The sequence below is a fragment of the Streptomyces hiroshimensis genome, assembly GCF_014650335.1.
In the GTDB taxonomy this organism is placed as follows: domain Bacteria; phylum Actinomycetota; class Actinomycetes; order Streptomycetales; family Streptomycetaceae; genus Streptomyces; species Streptomyces hiroshimensis.
In genome coordinates, this window is record NZ_BMUT01000016.1 from 128849 (window position 1) to 144595 (window position 15747).

The window sequence follows — 15747 nt, forward strand, 5'->3', positions numbered from 1 at the left end:
TTCCCTGCGGTGATTCATCGGGTCAGCGTCAGCCCTTGTCCGGGCCACCGCTCTCCTCGTCGGAGCCGGAGCCGGAGCCCGAGCCGGCGTCCTCGCCCTCGCCCTTGGCGCCCTGGGCACCCGGCTGAGGCTCGGCGACGGCGACCCGCGCGGGGCGGATCGTGCGCTCGCCGATCCGATACCCCGGCTGCAGAATCTGCACGCACGTGGTCTCGGTGACGTCGGGCGCGTAGCTGTGCATCAGCGCCTCGTGCACCAGCGGGTCGAAGGGCTCGCCCTCCTTGCCGAACTGCTGCAGCCCCATCTTGGCGGCGACCGTCTCCAGGGACTCGGCGACGGACTTGAAGCCGCCGACGAGCTCGCCGTGGTCACGGGCGCGGCCGATGTCGTCGAGCGTGGGCAGGAGCTCGGACAGGAGGTTCGCGACGGCGATCTCCTTGACCGTGACCCGGTCCCGCTCGACCCGGCGGCGGTAGTTCTGGTACTCCGCCTGGAGGCGCTGGAGGTCCGCGGTGCGCTCGCCGAGCGCAGCCTGGGCCTGGTCCAGCTGGGCCTTCAGACCCACTTCCACCAGCTCTTCGCCGGAGGGGGCAGAGCCCGGGCCCGCCTTGTCGGCGGACCCGGCGCCCTGCGCCGCTTCTTCGGAGTCGGCGGCGTCGGAGGGGCCTTCAGGCTTCTCGTCAAAGCCCGGGGTCTCCTCCGTCACGCCGCACCGCCCTTGGCGTCCTTGGGCTTCTCGTCGTCCACGATCTCGGCGTCGACGACGTCGTCCTCGGCCTTGGCGTGGCCGGCACCGGCGCCCGCACCCTCGGCGCCCGCGGCACCCTGGGCGGCCTGGGCGTCGGCGTACATGGCCTGGCCCAGCTTCTGGGAGACGGCGGCGACCTTCTCCGTGGCGGTGCGGATCTCGGCCGTGTCCTCGCCCTTGAGCTTCTCCTTCAGCTCGGTGAGCGCGGTCTCGACCTCGGTCTTCACGTCCGCCGGGACCTTGTCCTCGTTGTCCTTGAGGAACTTCTCGGTCTGGTAGACGAGCTGCTCGCCCTGGTTGCGGGACTCGGCGGCCTCACGGCGCGCGTGGTCCTCCTCGGCGTACTTCTCGGCCTCTTCGCGCATCCGGTTGACCTCGTCCTTCGGCAGCGAGGAGCCACCGGTGACGGTCATCTTCTGCTCCTTGCCCGTGCCGAGGTCCTTCGCGGTCACGTGCATGATGCCGTTGGCGTCGATGTCGAAGGCGACCTCGATCTGCGGGACACCGCGCGGGGCCGGCGGCAGACCGGTCAGCTCGAACATGCCGAGCTTCTTGTTGTACGCCGCGATCTCGCGCTCGCCCTGGTAGACCTGGATCTGCACGGACGGCTGGTTGTCCTCGGCCGTCGTGAAGATCTCGGACCGCTTGGTCGGGATCGTGGTGTTGCGCTCGATGAGCTTGGTCATGATGCCGCCCTTGGTCTCGATGCCGAGGGACAGCGGGGTGACGTCGAGGAGCAGGACGTCCTTGACCTCACCCTTGAGGACACCGGCCTGCAGGGCGGCGCCGATGGCGACGACCTCGTCCGGGTTGACGCCCTTGTTGGCCTCGTTGCCGCCGGTCAGCTCCTTGACGAGCTCGGCGACGGCGGGCATACGGGTGGAGCCGCCGACGAGGACCACGTGGTCGATCTCGGAGAGGGCGATGCCCGCGTCCTTGATGACGTTGTGGAACGGGGTCTTGCAGCGCTCCAGGAGATCCGCGGTGAGCTGCTGGAACTGGGCGCGCGTGAGCTTCTCGTCCAGGTGCAGCGGGCCCTCGGCGGAGGCCGTGATGTAGGGCAGGTTGATCGTGGTCTCGGTGGACGAGGACAGCTCGATCTTCGCCTTCTCCGCGGCCTCGCGGAGACGCTGGAGAGCCATCTTGTCCTTGGACAGGTCCACGCCGTGACCGTTGGCGAACTGCTTGACCAGGTAGTCGACGACGCGCTGGTCCCAGTCGTCACCACCGAGGTGGTTGTCACCGTTGGTGGCCTTGACCTCGACCACGCCGTCGCCGATCTCAAGGAGCGAGACGTCGAAGGTGCCGCCACCGAGGTCGAAGACGAGGATGGTCTGGTCGTCCTTGTCGAGACCGTAGGCCAGGGCGGCCGCGGTGGGCTCGTTGACGATACGCAGGACGTTCAGGCCCGCGATCTCGCCGGCCTCCTTGGTGGCCTGACGCTCGGAGTCGTTGAAGTACGCCGGGACGGTGATGACCGCGTCCGTGACCTTCTCGCCCAGGTACGCCTCGGCGTCGCGCTTCAGCTTCTGCAGGATGAAGGCGCTCATCTGCTGCGGGTTGAAGTCCTTGCCGTCCAGGTTGATCTTCCAGTCAGTGCCCATGTGGCGCTTGACGGAGCGGATCGTCCGGTCGACGTTGGTGACGGCCTGACGCTTGGCGACCTCGCCGACGAGCACCTCGCCGTTCTTCGCGAAGGCGACGACGGACGGCGTGGTCCTGGCGCCCTCGGCGTTGGTGATGACGGTGGGCTCACCGCCTTCGAGAACACTGACGACGGAGTTCGTCGTACCCAGGTCGATGCCGACCGCACGTGCCATGTCGATTCCTCCAGCTGACTTGAGTGGAACAGACTCAAGCGTGCAATGCGGATCCGATTCTGTCAACGGAGCTGAGTCGAGGGGGCTCAACTCTTATGCGGGCCTTATGCGCAGCGGGTGGGGGCGGGGAATCGTTTCTGCAGGTCAGGCGGGTGTTGTGGGTGCGGTGACCGGATCTATCCTCGTCCCCCTCGGGGGAGGGGGACGGCCATGCCGGACTTACCGCAGTGGATTCCGTGGCTCGGCGGAGCCGTCCTGGCGGTGGTCGGCGCCACCGCCAAGAGCTGGCTGGAGACGAAGCTCAAACAGGCCGCCGATTTCCTCTACGCCCGGCTGGCGGGGAGCCCGCTGCTGCGGCGGACGGCGCTCGCCAAGTACGTACGGGAGCTGCACGCGCGCCACAGCAAATTTGCGGTGTCGTTCCAGGTCGAGGACGCGCTGAAGCTGCCGATGGAGTCGGTGTACGTGCCGCTGCGGGCCGCGGGGGCGGCGCCCAGGGCGCCGGGCGAGATGGCGGCAACCCTGCGCCAGGAGCGTCGCAGCGTGGTGCTGGGCGTCCCCGGCGCGGGCAAGACGATGCTGCTGCGGCACGAGGCCCTGATGTGGGCGAAGGGCCGGCTCCGGCCGGGCCGGCGGGGACGCGGCAGGCCACGCGTGGACCTGGCCGAGCTCACGGGCGTCCCGGTCCTGCTGGAGCTCCACCGGCTGAACAAGAACCCCGAGTGGAGCCTGGAGCAGCACATCGCCGACCACTTCGGGCGGCATGAGTTCCCACGGGCGGAGAAGTGGGTGGCGCGGGCCCTGGAGCGGGGCGATCTGGCCCTCTACTTCGACGGCCTGGACGAGGTGGCGAGCGACCACCGCGGCCAGGTCGTGGACCGGATCAAGGACTTCGCGCAGCGGTACGGCGAGTGCCGGATCGTCGTCACCTGCCGCGTCGCCGTCTACGACGGCTGGTTCGCCGACGAATTCCAGCAGACGCTGCGGGTCCAGGACTTCGACGAGCACCTGATCCGCCGCTTCCTGGGCGGCTGGCCCTGGCCGGAGGGCATGGCGGACGACACGGTGGAGCAGTTGCTGGGGGCGCTGCGGGACACGCCTCAGCTGATGCCGCTGGCGCGGAACCCGCTGCTGCTGACGATGGTCGCGTACCTGTACAGCTACGTGTACGCGGGTACGGACCAGGTGCTGCCGCACACGCGGGCCGACTTCTACAAGCAGGTCGTGGACAACCTGCTCATGGACCGGCGACGGCATTCGCGGTTCGCGTTCCCGCTGAAGAAAGCGGTGCTGCAGGCGCTGGCCCTGGCGGCGCAGGACGTCCCGTCGGGAAGCCATGACCGGCTGACGCGGCCGGAAGGGGAGGTCCTGCAAACGGTGCGGGAGGTCCTGCGGACGCAGGGCCGGGAGGAGAGCCTGGCCGAGGACGTGTTGCGGGAGATCGTCGACCGGAGCGGACTGCTGCTGGCGGTCGACAACGGCGAGCGGTACCAGTTCGCGCACCTGACGCTGCAGGAGTACGCGGCGGCACGCGCCCTCGCGGCGGACCCGGAGGGCCTGCTGCGCCGCTACCGAGCGGACCCGACGGCGTGGCGGGAGGCGGTGCGGCTGTGGTGCGGGGTGGATGCGCGGGACTGCACGGGGGTCGTGCGGGCGGTGTACGCGGAGGATGCGCTGCTGGCGTTCCAGTGCCTGGCGGATGCGCTGGTGGTGGAGGAGGGGCTGGCCGAGGAGATCGTCGGGCACTTTTGCGGGCGGCTGGGGGCGGGGTCGGACGCCGCGGTGACGGCAGCCTTCGGGCTGGTGGCAGCGGACCGGAGGCCGCGGGGAGTACGGGTCTTCGAGTTCCTGCGGGAGGCCGCGAGGGCGGCGGGGCTTCCGTTACGCGCCGCCGCAGCCTGCCAAGCACTCGCCGCGACCAATCTGCCGAGGGCCGCGGAGGCACTCGCCGAGGTGCCGGGGTTCGCCGCGGAGCGGGCTCTGGCCTCGATGGGGGACATCGCCGTGCCCGTCCTGAAGCGGCTGGCAGCCGAGGGGAGGCTCACAGCGGCCTCGGGGCTGTCGCTGATCCGTACGCCCAAGGCGGCACTGGCCCTGAACGAGCTGCTGTGGTCGACGCAGGACGCCAAGCTGCTCCGCCGGTTCGCCAGGCTCGTCGGCATCCTGATCAACGATCCGCAGATCGAGGAGGAGCTGCGGAAGGTACGCGTGGAGCCCGGGGCGGGCGACTGGCTGCGGTGGGTGTGGCGGCCTTTCGCCCGTGGGGCCGACGACGGTCTGGCGGCGATCGCTGGGCGTATCGCCTGGGTCCTCCGGACCTACCCCGGCCCAGTGGTATCCGCCGGGATGCCCGCCCCCGACCCGCGGATCATGGCTGCCCTGAGCGTCGTCGCGTACTCCGGGGAGAACCGGCAGCCGCATGAGAACACGTATCAGTCACCACCCATGAGCGAGCGCCTGTTCAGAGCACTGCGGTCAACGGACCTGACCGCCCCTGTCCTGCGGGATGCACTACTGGCCGACGATGTGGAGGAAGCCGTACTCCTCGACGGGTACCTGGAGCTGCTTCGTGCGGTCAGCCCGCCCCCGCAACGGGAGGCATATCTAGCGGCTCTTCCAGTGCGCCTGCGGTTCGGGGCAGTGGTCTGCCTCGCCCTGGAAGGTCCCGCCCCGGAGGAGGTCTGGGCGCCCACCGACGGCGAAGACACCGAGCGCGCCCTGCGCCGGCACAGGAGCACGCTGTGGCGCTGGCTGGCGCGGACGGGCTGCCTGCTGCTGCCGGGCGCCGCAGTCGTCTACGGCGCGGCAGCGTCTGTGCTCCTGTCACCGGTGCACGGCCTCTTCATGGCGGGTGGCATTCCGTTGCTGGCCGCGGGAGTGTTGGTGCTGTGGTCCCTGAAGGAGCGCCGCGCCGTCGATCTCGGCGTCCGCACCCACCCCGTCCGCACCCTGCTCCTCCCGGAGCTCCACCGATACACAGCCGGCCGAGCGCAGCGGTAAGGCGGGCCTGAGCGACACAGATCACCGGCGGTGCGGCTATATCGCGCGCGGGAGAGTGAGTAGTCTCGTACGGACTGGATAAGTTACTAGACAGTAATCCCGCTCTCGCAGGTTCGAGGAGCCGTTCCCATGCAACTCGCCGCGATCATCGTGTCGCTGGTCCTAATCGCGGTCGGCGTAGCGCTGTTCGGCCGTGCCCTCCTGCAGATCTACCGCTTCATGCGGCTCGGCCAGCCCGTGCCCGCCGGCACCCGCACCGACGACCCCGCTCAGCGCACCGTCACGGTGGCCAAGGAGTTCCTCGGCCATACCCGGATGAACCGCTGGGGCATCGTCGGCGTCGCGCACTGGTTCGTGGCGGTGGGCTTCTTCTCGCTGCTGCTGACGATCGTCAACGCCATCGGCCAGCTCTTCAAGGCCGACTGGCTCCTGCCCGTCATCGGTGACTGGACCCCGTACAACGTCTTCGTCGAGTTCCTCGGCACGATGACCGCGCTCGGCATCCTGACGCTGATCGTCATCCGGCAGCTGAACCGGCCGGGCGGCGCGGGCCGCAAGTCCCGCTTCGCGGGCTCCAACACCGGCCAGGCGTACTTCGTCGAGGCCGTCATCCTCATCGTCGGCGTCTGCATCTTCATGCTGCACGCGCTGGAGGGCGCCCAGCACCACGTGGACGGCTACGAGGCCTCGTTCTTCGTCTCGTACCCGGTGGTGTCGTGGCTGGAGGGGATGGACGTCTCGACGCTCCAGAACCTCACCTACCTCTTCGCCGGTGTGAAGATCGCGACCTCCTTCATCTGGATGATCACGGTCGCGCTGAAGACCGACATGGGCGTGGCCTGGCACCGCTTCCTCGCCTTCCCGAACATCTGGTTCAAGCGCGAGGCCTCCGGCGACGTGGCGCTCGGCGCGCTGCAGCCCATGACGAGCGGCGGCAAGCCGATCGACTTCGAGGACCCGGGCGAGGACGACACGTTCGGCGTCTCGAAGGTCGAGGAGTTCTCCTGGAAGGGCCTCCTCGACTTCTCCACCTGCACCGAGTGCGGCCGCTGCCAGTCGCAGTGCCCCGCCTGGAACACCGGCAAGCCCCTCTCCCCCAAGCTCCTGATCATGGCGCTGCGCGACCACGCGCACGCCAAGGCGCCGTACCTGCTCGCGGGCGGCGGCAAGGACGCCGAGGGCGAGGAGAAGGCGACCGCGGAGCAGCTGAAGGACGTCCCGGCCGCGGCCCTGGCCGAGGCCGAGCGCCCGCTGATCGGCACCCTCGAAGAGAACGGCGTCATCGACCCGGACGTCCTGTGGTCCTGCACCACCTGCGGTGCGTGCGTCGAGCAGTGCCCGGTCGACATCGAGCACGTCGACCACATCGTCGACATGCGCCGCTACCAGGTGATGATCGAGTCCAGCTTCCCCTCGGAGGCGGGCACGATGCTCAAGAACCTGGAGAAGAAGGGCAACCCCTGGGGCCTGGCGAAGAAGCAGCGCCTGCAGTGGACCAAGGAGGTCGACTTCGAGGTCCCGGTCGTCGGCAAGGACATCGAGGACCTCACCGAGGTCGACTACCTCTACTGGGTCGGCTGCGCCGGCGCCCTGGAGGACCGCGCCAAGAAGACCACGAAGGCCTTCGCGGAGCTGCTGCACATGGCGGGCGTGAAGTTCGCGATCATGGGCGGCGACGAGGCCTGCACCGGTGACTCCGCCCGCCGTCTGGGCAACGAGTTCCTCTTCCAGCAGCTCGGCCAGCAGAACGTCGAGATGCTGAACATGGCCTTCGGCGAGGACGCGGAGGAGGGCGTCAAGGTCGAGAAGGCGAAGAAGAAGATCGTCGCGACCTGCCCGCACTGCTTCAACACCATCGCCAACGAGTACCCGCAGCTCGGCGGCGAGTACGAGGTCATCCACCACACGCAGCTGCTGCAGCACCTCATCGACGAGGGCAAGCTGGTCCCCGTCACCCCGGTCGAGGGTCTGATCACCTATCACGACCCCTGCTACCTGGGCCGCCACAACAAGGTCTACACGCCGCCGCGCGAGATCATCGCCAAGGTGCCGGGCCTGCGGAACGAGGAGATGCACCGCCACAAGGAGCGCGGCTTCTGCTGCGGCGCCGGCGGCGCGCGCATGTGGATGGAGGAGCGGATCGGCAAGCGCATCAACAACGAGCGCGTCGACGAGGCGCTGTCCCTCAACCCGGACATCGTCTCCACCGCCTGCCCCTTCTGCCTCGTCATGCTGACCGACTCGGTCAACGGCAAGAAGAACGACGGGAAGGCCAAGGAGTCCATCCAGGTCGTGGACGTCGCCCAGCTGCTGCTGGAGTCGGTCAGGACGCCTGCGGCGCCGGAGGAGGACGGCAACGGCGGCGAGGGCAACGGCGACGGCGGCGACGGCGAGCCCGCCGACGCCCCGAAGCCGGACCCGAAGCCGGACCCGGAGCCCGTGAAGTAGGCCTCTCCGCAAGGACGCACGGCCGGTGCCCGCGACGGTCCGCGGGCACCGGCCGCTGCCTTTTCATGATCCACTTGATGACGGGGAACACCGAGGACCACCGAGGAACACCGACCGGAAGTGAATCAGGGGGGAGCGCGTGTCATGCAGAACGCGCTGACGCAGGCCGTACGCGCGAGTGCGGCCGTGACCTACGCCGCCGTCGTCGCGGCGTGCATCTGGGCAGCGGGCATCGACTACCAGCCCGCGCCGCACACCGGAGTCCTCATCTGCGTGTGGACGGCGGCGGCCGCGTGGGTCCAGCGGGCCGTGCTGCTGTGGGTGCGGCGCTGGGACGGGCTGCGCAAGGAGCGCGCAGAGGTCAAGGCCGTCCTGGAGAAGGAGACGGGGCGGCGGGCCGCACGCCGCGTCCAGCAGAGCCGCTTCCGGCCCGTGCCGGACTCCTTCGCGGGCGCGGCCCTGTCCAAGGCCCGGCAGCTGTGCGTCTCCGCCCTCGCCCTCGCGGCCTCCCTGACCGCCCTGAGCCTGCACGGCATGCCCGGCTCCGACAGCCGGCAGACCGCCATCCAGCACGCCGGCGCCGAGACCGCCGTCGCGACCGTCGCGGAGGCGCGCCTGCTGGAGAAGCAGTACGACGACGACAATCCCGAGCTCGTCCGCGGGTACGTCTACGAGCTGACGGTGACCGTTCCGGGCAGCCCGGCGAAGCTCGCCACCGGCAGGACGACCTTCCACGACCCCGTCCGCGAGGGCGGCCTGCTCACGGCCATGTGGGCGCCCGACGACCCCTCGCTCGGCGCGTATCTGGGCAGGGAGGAGAAGTTGCACCGGCTGGCGGCCGGAGAGTGGCGGCCGAGCCTGGAGGGCAGCATCGTCAACGCGATCGCCCTGATCGTCGGGCTGTGCCTGCTCCCCTTCGTGCTGCTCTTCTCCCTGGGCATCAACGGCGGCTCCCTGCGCAGGCTGCCGTGGTCACCGGTCATGCAGTCGGTGCACGCCGCCGTCGCGGTGCTGGCGGCCTACGGATGCACGCCGGCGCTGCGCGGAGAGGACCCCTCGGGCACCGCGCAGGCCCTGCTGCAGGCGGGCGGCTGGGCCCTCGTCGGTGGCATGATCTTCTCGCCGGTCTACGCGGTGGTGAAGCGCGGCTGAGACGGCGCGCGGCTCGCCAACCCCCGATATTTCCCTTAGGGGATGTCACAGCTCGGCCGCAATGGCGGGCCCGTTCTCCACGGCCCGTCTCGGCACTCTCACGGAGCGGGTACGTTCGAAGCGTGGCTGGATTCAGGATGGGACGCGGACAGGGCTCGAACGACCCCGGGCCCGCGCAGCAAGGACAGCGCCCGGGGCAGTACCGGGCCCCGCACGGCGGCCAGGGCGGCTACGCCGGCGGCAGTGGCGCGGGCGGCGGCGGCCAGTGGCAGCAGCAGCCCCCGCCCTACGGCGAGCCGGAGTACTTCGGCTCCGGTGACGGCGGCCCGCAGGGTCACGGCCACGGCCCGGGTCCGGGCCACCAGCCGCCGTACGGCCAGGGCGGCTACGGCCACGGAGGTCCCGGAGGCCATGGAGGCCACGGAGGTCCCGCGCAGGACCCGTACTACGGGCAGGGCCACGGCGGTGGCGACGACCCCGGCCACACCCGGCAGTTCAGCCTCGGCGAGGGCCCCGACGCCTACGGCGGCGGCCAGGACCCGTACGGCCAGGGCGGCGGCTACGGCGGCCAGGACCCCTACGCCGGGCAGGACCCGTACAACAACGCCCCCGCACCGCCCCCGGGCCCGCGCCTGCCCTGGAAGCAGCTGCTGACGGGCATAGTGATGCGCCCCTCCGCCACCTTCTGGCAGATGCGCGACCACGCCGTCTGGGCCCCGGCCCTGATCGTCACGTTCGTCTACGGCCTGCTCGCCGTCTTCGGCTTCGACAAGGCCCGCGAGGACGTGCTGAACGCCTCGCTCGCCAACAGCTTCCCGTCCGTGCTGATCACCGGCGTGGTCATGGTGCTGGCCGGGCTCCTCCTGGGCGCGGTCACCCACACGCTCGCCCGGCAGCTCGGCGGCGACGGCCTGTGGCAGCCGACGATCGGCCTGTCGATGCTGATCATGTCGGTCACGGACGCGCCCCGCCTGCTCTTCGCCATGTTCCTCGGCGGCGACAACCTGCTGGTGCAGGTGCTGGGCTGGGCGACGTGGCTGCTGGCGGGCTACCTGTTCACGTCCATGGTCAGCAAGTCGCACGACATCCCGTGGCCGCGCGCGCTGGGCGCCTCGGCGATCCAGCTGATCGCCCTGCTGTCGATCATCAAGCTGGGCACGCTCTAGCGGTCTGCAGGTACGCAGGTACGCGCAGGTACACATACGAGAGGCCCCCGCCGCGGTGAACGCGGCGGGGGCCTCTCGTATGTACGGTTACGCGTCGAGGACCTGGCCCTCGCGGCGCACGACCGGCGGCTCGACCGACCACGGGAAGTTGATCCAGTCCTCGGTGCGCTTCCAGACGTACTCGCACTTCACGAGGCTGTGGGACTTCTCGTAGATCACCGCGGAGCGGACCTCGGCCACGTGGTCCTTGCAGAAGTCGTGGACCAGCTTGAGGGTCTTGCCGGTGTCCGCGACGTCGTCGGCGATCAGGACCTTCTTGTTCGTGAAGTCGATCTTGTCGGGGACGGGGGAGAGCATGACCGGCATCTCCATCGTCTCGCCGACGCCCGAGTAGAACTCCACGTTCACCAGGTGGATGTTCTTGCAGTCCAGCGCGTAGGCGAGACCGCCCGCGACGAAGACGCCGCCACGCGCGATGGACAGGATGATGTCCGGCTCGTAGCCGTCGTCCGCGATGGTCTGCGCCAGCTCACGGATGGCCTCCCCGAAGATCGGGTAGGTCAGGTTCTCGCGGATCTCACTCACTGTTGCTCTTCGCCTTTTGCTCTGCTCAGACCTGGGTGCGGTGGAAATTCTGGAAGGACCGCGAGGGCGTGGGCCCACGCTGTCCCTGGTAGCGGGAACCGTGCTTGGCGGACCCGTAGGGATGCTCGACGGGCGAGGTCAGGCGGAACATGCACAGCTGCCCGATCTTCATCCCCGGCCACAGCTTGATCGGCAGCGTGGCCATGTTCGACAGCTCCAGCGTCACGTGCCCGGAGAAACCGGGGTCGATGAAGCCGGCCGTCGAGTGCGTCAGCAGGCCGAGCCGGCCGAGGCTGGACTTGCCCTCCAGGCGGGAGGCCACATCGTCGGGAAGCGTGATGACCTCGTACGTCGAGGCGAGCACGAACTCACCGGGGTGCAGGATGAACGCCTCGTCGCCCTCCGGCACCACCTCACGCGTGAGGTCCGCCTGCTCGACCGCGGGGTCGATGTGCGGGTACCGGTGGTTCTCGAACACCCGGAAGTAGCGGTCGAGGCGCACATCGATGCTCGACGGCTGCACCATGGATTCGTCGAACGGGTCGATACGCACCCGGCCGGCGTCGATCTCGGTCCGGATGTCCTTGTCTGAGAGAAGCACGGGTCGAGGATACGCGGAGAAGACGGACAACGCGGGCCCGGTCCGAGCGGACCGGGCCGCGCCGCTTGATCACCGGCCGCTCACCGGCCGCCCGGCGCCCGCCCTGCGGCGGCCCGGCGCCCGCTCAGCGCTTCTGCAGGGCCACCGGAACGGAGTGCCTCAGCCGGGCGCAGCGCGGGCAGCGCAGGAGCCGCCCGGGGCCGATCCGGTCGGGTCCGAGGTGCTGCATCGGGAACGAAGCGGTGCTGAAGACGTGCCCCTCGGCACAACGAACGACGGTGCGCTCCATAGAGCTCCCTTTCCCCATTCACGTGAAAGACAAAAGCCACATTAGGGGATATACGGGACTCGCTCCTACGCGGCACTCCCGGCAGTCCCCCACCGGCTTCCGCCGTCCCACGGTACGCCCCAACTCCCGGCCCCCACGCACGCATCCCCACCGGCCCCACACTCTCCACACACAGCACGAAGGCCCGCACGGTGAGTGCACCGGGGGCCTTCGATGGGGTACAGTGTGCGAAGATGAGGCGCCCGTAAAACAGGCGCCCTCGCGGGTGTAGTTTAATGGTAGAACATGAGCTTCCCAAGCTCAGAGCGCGAGTTCGATTCTCGTCACCCGCTCCATAAGACATATAGAGGAAGGCCCAGGTCACCGACCTGGGCCTTGTTTGTTTACCCTGGGGCCGCCAAGTGGCGGCCCACACTGACGAACGGAGCGCGTGGTGACGGCGGGGGAAGCGAACGGCGACGAGCTGATAGGCAAGGTCCTCGGGGGTCGTTACCGGGTGACCGCGACGATCGGCCGCGGCGGCATGGGCGTGGTCGCCCGGGCGGTCGACGAACTGCTGGGCCGGGAAGTCGCCGTCAAGGTCCTGCGGGCCTTCACCGACTCCGCCGAGGCCGAACTGCTCGACCTGCGCACCCGGATGCAGCGGGAGGCGCAGGCCGCCGCGCGCATCCGGCACAGCGGCGTCGTCACCGTGCACGACGTGACCGAGGAGCAGGGCCTGCCGGTCATCGTCATGGAGCTCGTCGACGGGCCCTCGCTCGACGACGTGCTGGGCGAGCGCGGCACGCTGGAGCCGGAAGAGGCCGCGGCGATCGGCGCCCGCCTGATGGACGCCCTCGACGCCGCGCACCGGGCCGGTGTGCTGCACCGGGACGTCAAGCCGGGGAACGTGCTGCTGGAACATGGCGGCCGAGTCGTGCTCACCGACTTCGGCATCGCCAGCATGGAGGCCGCCGGCGACGAGGCCATGGCCAAGCTCACCCAGAGCGGTCAGCTCGTCGGCTCCCTCGACTACCTGCCGCCGGAGCGCGCGCAGGGCAGGGAGCCGGGCCCCGCGTCGGACATCTGGTCGCTCGGCATGACGCTGTACGCGGCCGTGGAGGGCACGTCGCCGTTCCGCCGCACGTCCGTGTGGTCCACGCTCTCGGCGATCGTCACCGAGCCGCTGCCGGCGCCGCAGCGGGCGGGGGCACTCGCGCCGGTGCTGCAGGCGCTGATGGCGAAGGATCCGGAGCACCGGCCGACCGCGGACCAGGCGCGCGAGATGCTGGAGCGGGTCGCCGCGGGCAGGACGGCGAACCTGACGAACCTGACGACGAACCTCATGCCGCCTGCGCCGGCCCCTCACCCTGCTCCGGGCCCTGTCTCCGCCCCTGGCCCTGGCCTTGGCCCTGTGCCGACGCAGGCCGCCGCCCCGGCGCCGCCGCCCGGATTCGGTGCCGCGCCGTCGTTCCCCCAGCCTTCCCCTCCCTCTCCCTCTTCCCCGTCCCCGTCCCCGTCCCCGCAGAATCCGTACGCGGCCCATCCCGAGCCCGGCCTGCCGAACACCGGCTATCCCGCGCCCGGCCCGCTGCACACGCCTCCGCAGGCCGGTGACACCGCTCCGGTCGGCGGCCGTTCCGCTGCCGGTGACGGCCGCCCCGGCGCCGACCGCGGACGGCGCCGCAGCCGCGCTCTCATCGCCGCGGCCGTCGCCCTCGTCGTGCTCGCCGGCGGCGGCGTCACGTACGCCCTGACCGGCAGCGGCGGCACGAAGGGCGACGATCCCCAGGCGGCGCCGGCGGCGGCGGGCTCGCCGTCGGCCGGCGAGCAGCCGGACGAGGGCGGAGTGGCCACCGGCCTGCACTCCCCGGGCGCCTCGCCGTCCGCGGGCTCCTCCGCGAAGCCCTCCGGCCCGGCCTCGTCCTCGTCCGCCTCGCCGTCGGCCAAGCCCGGCGCTTCGTCGGCCAAGCCCAGTTCGTCGGTGCCGACGACCTGCAGCGGCTGGAACCACCACGACCCGAAGCCGGGCACGTACGGCTATGTGTCCGGCGATCACAGCGTGCTGAACGGGCCCTACAAGGTCTGCGGCGCCGTGGCGCCGGCCAAGAGCGGCACGAAGCTGTGGTTCCACTGCTCCGTCGAGAACTCCTACGGCCACAAGTGGCTTTACGTCCGCATCGACGGGACGAAGAGCGCCGGCTGGATGTCCGCCGACAGCATCATCCGCCAGAGCGGCCAGCCGGTCCGCTGCTGAGAACGCCTGCGGCCCGGGTCACATGGACCCGGGCCGCAGGAAGTTCGCTTGCTTCAGCGACTCATGACGAGCGGTCGGCGGAGGCGGAGACGGCGGGCTCCGGGGACGGAGCCGGGGCGGAGGCCGGGGACCCGGCCGTCTTCGCGGCGCTCCGGCCGCCGGTCTTCGGGACGAGGGCGAGGATCAGGCCCAGGGCGAGCAGGGAGCCGCTGACCAGGAAGACCGTCTGCATGGCCTGGGCCATGCCCTCCAGGAACGGGTGGGCGAGGCGGGCGTCGGCGTGGGCCAGGAAGGAGCTGTCGTCGAGGGAGACGGCGCCGTTCCGGCCGGCGAGCAGGGTCTGGTTGGCGGGCTGGGAGGTCACCGACGGGTCGGCCAGGGCCTCCCTGAAGCCCGGGTCGGAGGCGGCGCCGGCGTAGGCGTCGGAGATCCGGCCGCCGACCGAGCCGAAGAAGAGCGAGAAGAAGACGCTGATGCCGACGGTGCCGCCGATGGAGCGGAAGAAGGCGAAGGACCCGATACCGGCGCCCATGTACTGCGGTTCCAGGCCCCGCTGGATGGCGACCAGCATGACCTGCCAGCACTGGCCGATGCCGAGGCCCATGACGCCTGCGGCCACCCCGGCCTGCCACAGGGCCGTGTCGGCGCCGAACGTCGCGAACCAGAACGTGCCGGCCATCATCAGCACGATGCCGAGGAGCATGAACCCCTTGAAGTTGCCGGTCCGCGTGACGTAGGCGCTGCACAGGCGGCCGCCCCCGATGATGCCGAGGGTCTGCGGCAGCAGCATCAGGCCCGCCTCGGTCGGCGAGAGTCCCTTGACGATCTGGAGGTAGAGCGGCAGGACGGCGAGCGAGCCGAAGACGGCGGCGCCGACGATCGTGTTGACGCCGTTGTAGAGGGAGAAGACGGGGTTGCGGAACATGGGGGTGGGGAGCAGGGCGGCGCCGCCGGCCCGCCGCTGCGCCGTCACGAACAGCACGAGCCCCACGGCTCCCACGGCGAACAGTCCCAGCGTGCCGGCCGAGCCCCAGCCCCACTTCGACCCCTGCTCGACGGCGAAGAGCACGGGCACGAGGAAGAGGATGAGCGTGAGGACCCCGGCGAGGTCCGGCTTGTCGGCCGAGCGGTCGTTCTGGATGCGCACCTGGCCGAGGACGATCAGGACGGCGGCGATGCCGATCGGCACGTTGACGAAGAAGGCCCAGCGCCACCCGGCCGCACCGGCGAAGCTGTCCAGCCCGGCGAAGAACCCGCCGACGACCGGCCCGACGACGGCCGAGACGCCGAAGACGGCTCCGAACCAGGCCTGGTAGCGGCTGCGTTCGGCGGGCGGCAGCAGATCGGCCAGGATGGCGAACGCGAGGCTCATCAGACCGCCCGCGCCGAGCCCCTGGACGCCCCGGAAGACCGACAGCATCACCATGGACTGGGCGAGCCCGCACAGCACCGAGCCGGCGACGAAGACGGCCACGGCGATGACGTAGAGCGGGCGGCGGCCGTAGATGTCGGAGAGCTTGCCGTAGAGGGCCGTGGTGATCACCGAGGTGATCATGTACGAGGTGTTGGCCCAGGCCTGCTGCGAAAGGCCGTTGAGGTCGTCGGCGATGGTGCGCAGCGCCGCGGAGATGATGGTCTGGTCGAGCGCCGACATGAACAGCCCGAGCATCAGGCCTGCCATGACCAGTCTCATACGGCGCCG

General features: G+C 70.3%; 10 protein-coding genes and 1 tRNA gene. 6 read left to right on the forward strand and 5 right to left on the reverse strand.

The window, feature by feature from the left end; genetic code table 11:
- Positions 1-28: 28 nt before the first annotated feature.
- A complete protein-coding gene (gene grpE / locus IE241_RS29405; RefSeq protein ID WP_190024880.1) occupies positions 29-706 on the reverse strand; it encodes a nucleotide exchange factor GrpE in 678 nt (225 codons plus the stop codon).
- Positions 703-2568 (reverse strand): molecular chaperone DnaK, encoded by a 1866-nt coding sequence (gene dnaK, locus IE241_RS29410; protein WP_190024881.1) that lies wholly within the window; start codon positions 2566-2568, stop codon positions 703-705. The genes grpE and dnaK overlap by 4 nt, the downstream gene beginning before the upstream one ends.
- A 210-nt stretch (positions 2569-2778) precedes the next feature.
- Between dnaK and IE241_RS29415 the strand changes: the two genes are divergently transcribed.
- The 4 genes from IE241_RS29415 (at position 2779) to IE241_RS29430 (ending at position 10334) form a co-directional block, all read left to right on the forward strand.
- Positions 2779-5568: an NACHT domain-containing protein gene (locus IE241_RS29415; protein ID WP_190024882.1), complete on the forward strand. Its 2790-nt coding sequence runs from the start codon at positions 2779-2781 to the stop codon at positions 5566-5568.
- A gap of 129 nt (positions 5569-5697) precedes the next feature.
- Entirely contained in the window at positions 5698-8016 is a 2319-nt protein-coding gene (locus IE241_RS29420; RefSeq protein ID WP_190024883.1) for a (Fe-S)-binding protein, read from the forward strand.
- A gap of 144 nt (positions 8017-8160) precedes the next feature.
- Complete coding sequence (locus IE241_RS29425) at positions 8161-9168, forward strand: hypothetical protein (protein WP_190024884.1); 1008 nt, start codon at positions 8161-8163, stop codon at positions 9166-9168.
- Between the two features lie 137 nt (positions 9169-9305).
- Positions 9306-10334: a Yip1 family protein gene (locus tag IE241_RS29430; protein WP_190024885.1), complete on the forward strand. Its 1029-nt coding sequence runs from the start codon at positions 9306-9308 to the stop codon at positions 10332-10334.
- Between the two features lie 87 nt (positions 10335-10421).
- Here the strand turns inward: IE241_RS29430 and IE241_RS29435 are convergent, their stop codons facing one another.
- Together IE241_RS29435 and dcd are read right to left on the reverse strand one after the other, a co-directional pair.
- On the reverse strand, positions 10422-10919 hold the full coding sequence (locus tag IE241_RS29435; RefSeq protein ID WP_179081575.1) for a phosphoribosyltransferase: 498 nt from the start codon (positions 10917-10919) through the stop codon (positions 10422-10424).
- A gap of 25 nt (positions 10920-10944) precedes the next feature.
- Complete coding sequence (dcd, locus tag IE241_RS29440; protein WP_030366976.1) at positions 10945-11520, reverse strand: dCTP deaminase; 576 nt, start codon at positions 11518-11520, stop codon at positions 10945-10947.
- A 550-nt stretch (positions 11521-12070) separates the two neighbouring features.
- Here dcd and IE241_RS29445 point away from each other — a divergent pair.
- Together IE241_RS29445 and IE241_RS29450 are read left to right on the forward strand one after the other, a co-directional pair.
- Positions 12071-12144 (forward strand) — tRNA-Gly (locus tag IE241_RS29445).
- Between the two features lie 98 nt (positions 12145-12242).
- Complete coding sequence (locus IE241_RS29450) at positions 12243-14045, forward strand: serine/threonine-protein kinase (protein ID WP_190024886.1); 1803 nt, start codon at positions 12243-12245, stop codon at positions 14043-14045.
- A 61-nt stretch (positions 14046-14106) separates the two neighbouring features.
- Here the strand turns inward: IE241_RS29450 and IE241_RS29455 are convergent, their stop codons facing one another.
- Positions 14107-15726, reverse strand: a complete 1620-nt coding sequence (locus tag IE241_RS29455) for an MDR family MFS transporter (RefSeq protein WP_229899987.1) — start codon at positions 15724-15726, stop codon at positions 14107-14109.
- Between the last annotated feature and the right edge of the window lie 21 nt (positions 15727-15747).

Bases quoted from the DNA above. Each gene is read 5' to 3' on its own strand.
- dnaK (WP_190024881.1), bottom strand. From the start codon at position 2,568: ATGGCACGTGCGGTCGGCATCGACCTGGGTACGACGAACTCCGTCGTC.
- IE241_RS29425 (WP_190024884.1), top strand. From the start codon at position 8,161: ATGCAGAACGCGCTGACGCAGGCCGTACGCGCGAGTGCGGCCGTGACC.
- IE241_RS29455 (WP_229899987.1), bottom strand. From the start codon at position 15,726: ATGGCAGGCCTGATGCTCGGGCTGTTCATGTCGGCGCTCGACCAGACC.
- IE241_RS29420 (WP_190024883.1), top strand. From the start codon at position 5,698: ATGCAACTCGCCGCGATCATCGTGTCGCTGGTCCTAATCGCGGTCGGC.
- IE241_RS29415 (WP_190024882.1), top strand. From the start codon at position 2,779: ATGCCGGACTTACCGCAGTGGATTCCGTGGCTCGGCGGAGCCGTCCTG.
- IE241_RS29430 (WP_190024885.1), top strand. From the start codon at position 9,306: ATGGGACGCGGACAGGGCTCGAACGACCCCGGGCCCGCGCAGCAAGGA.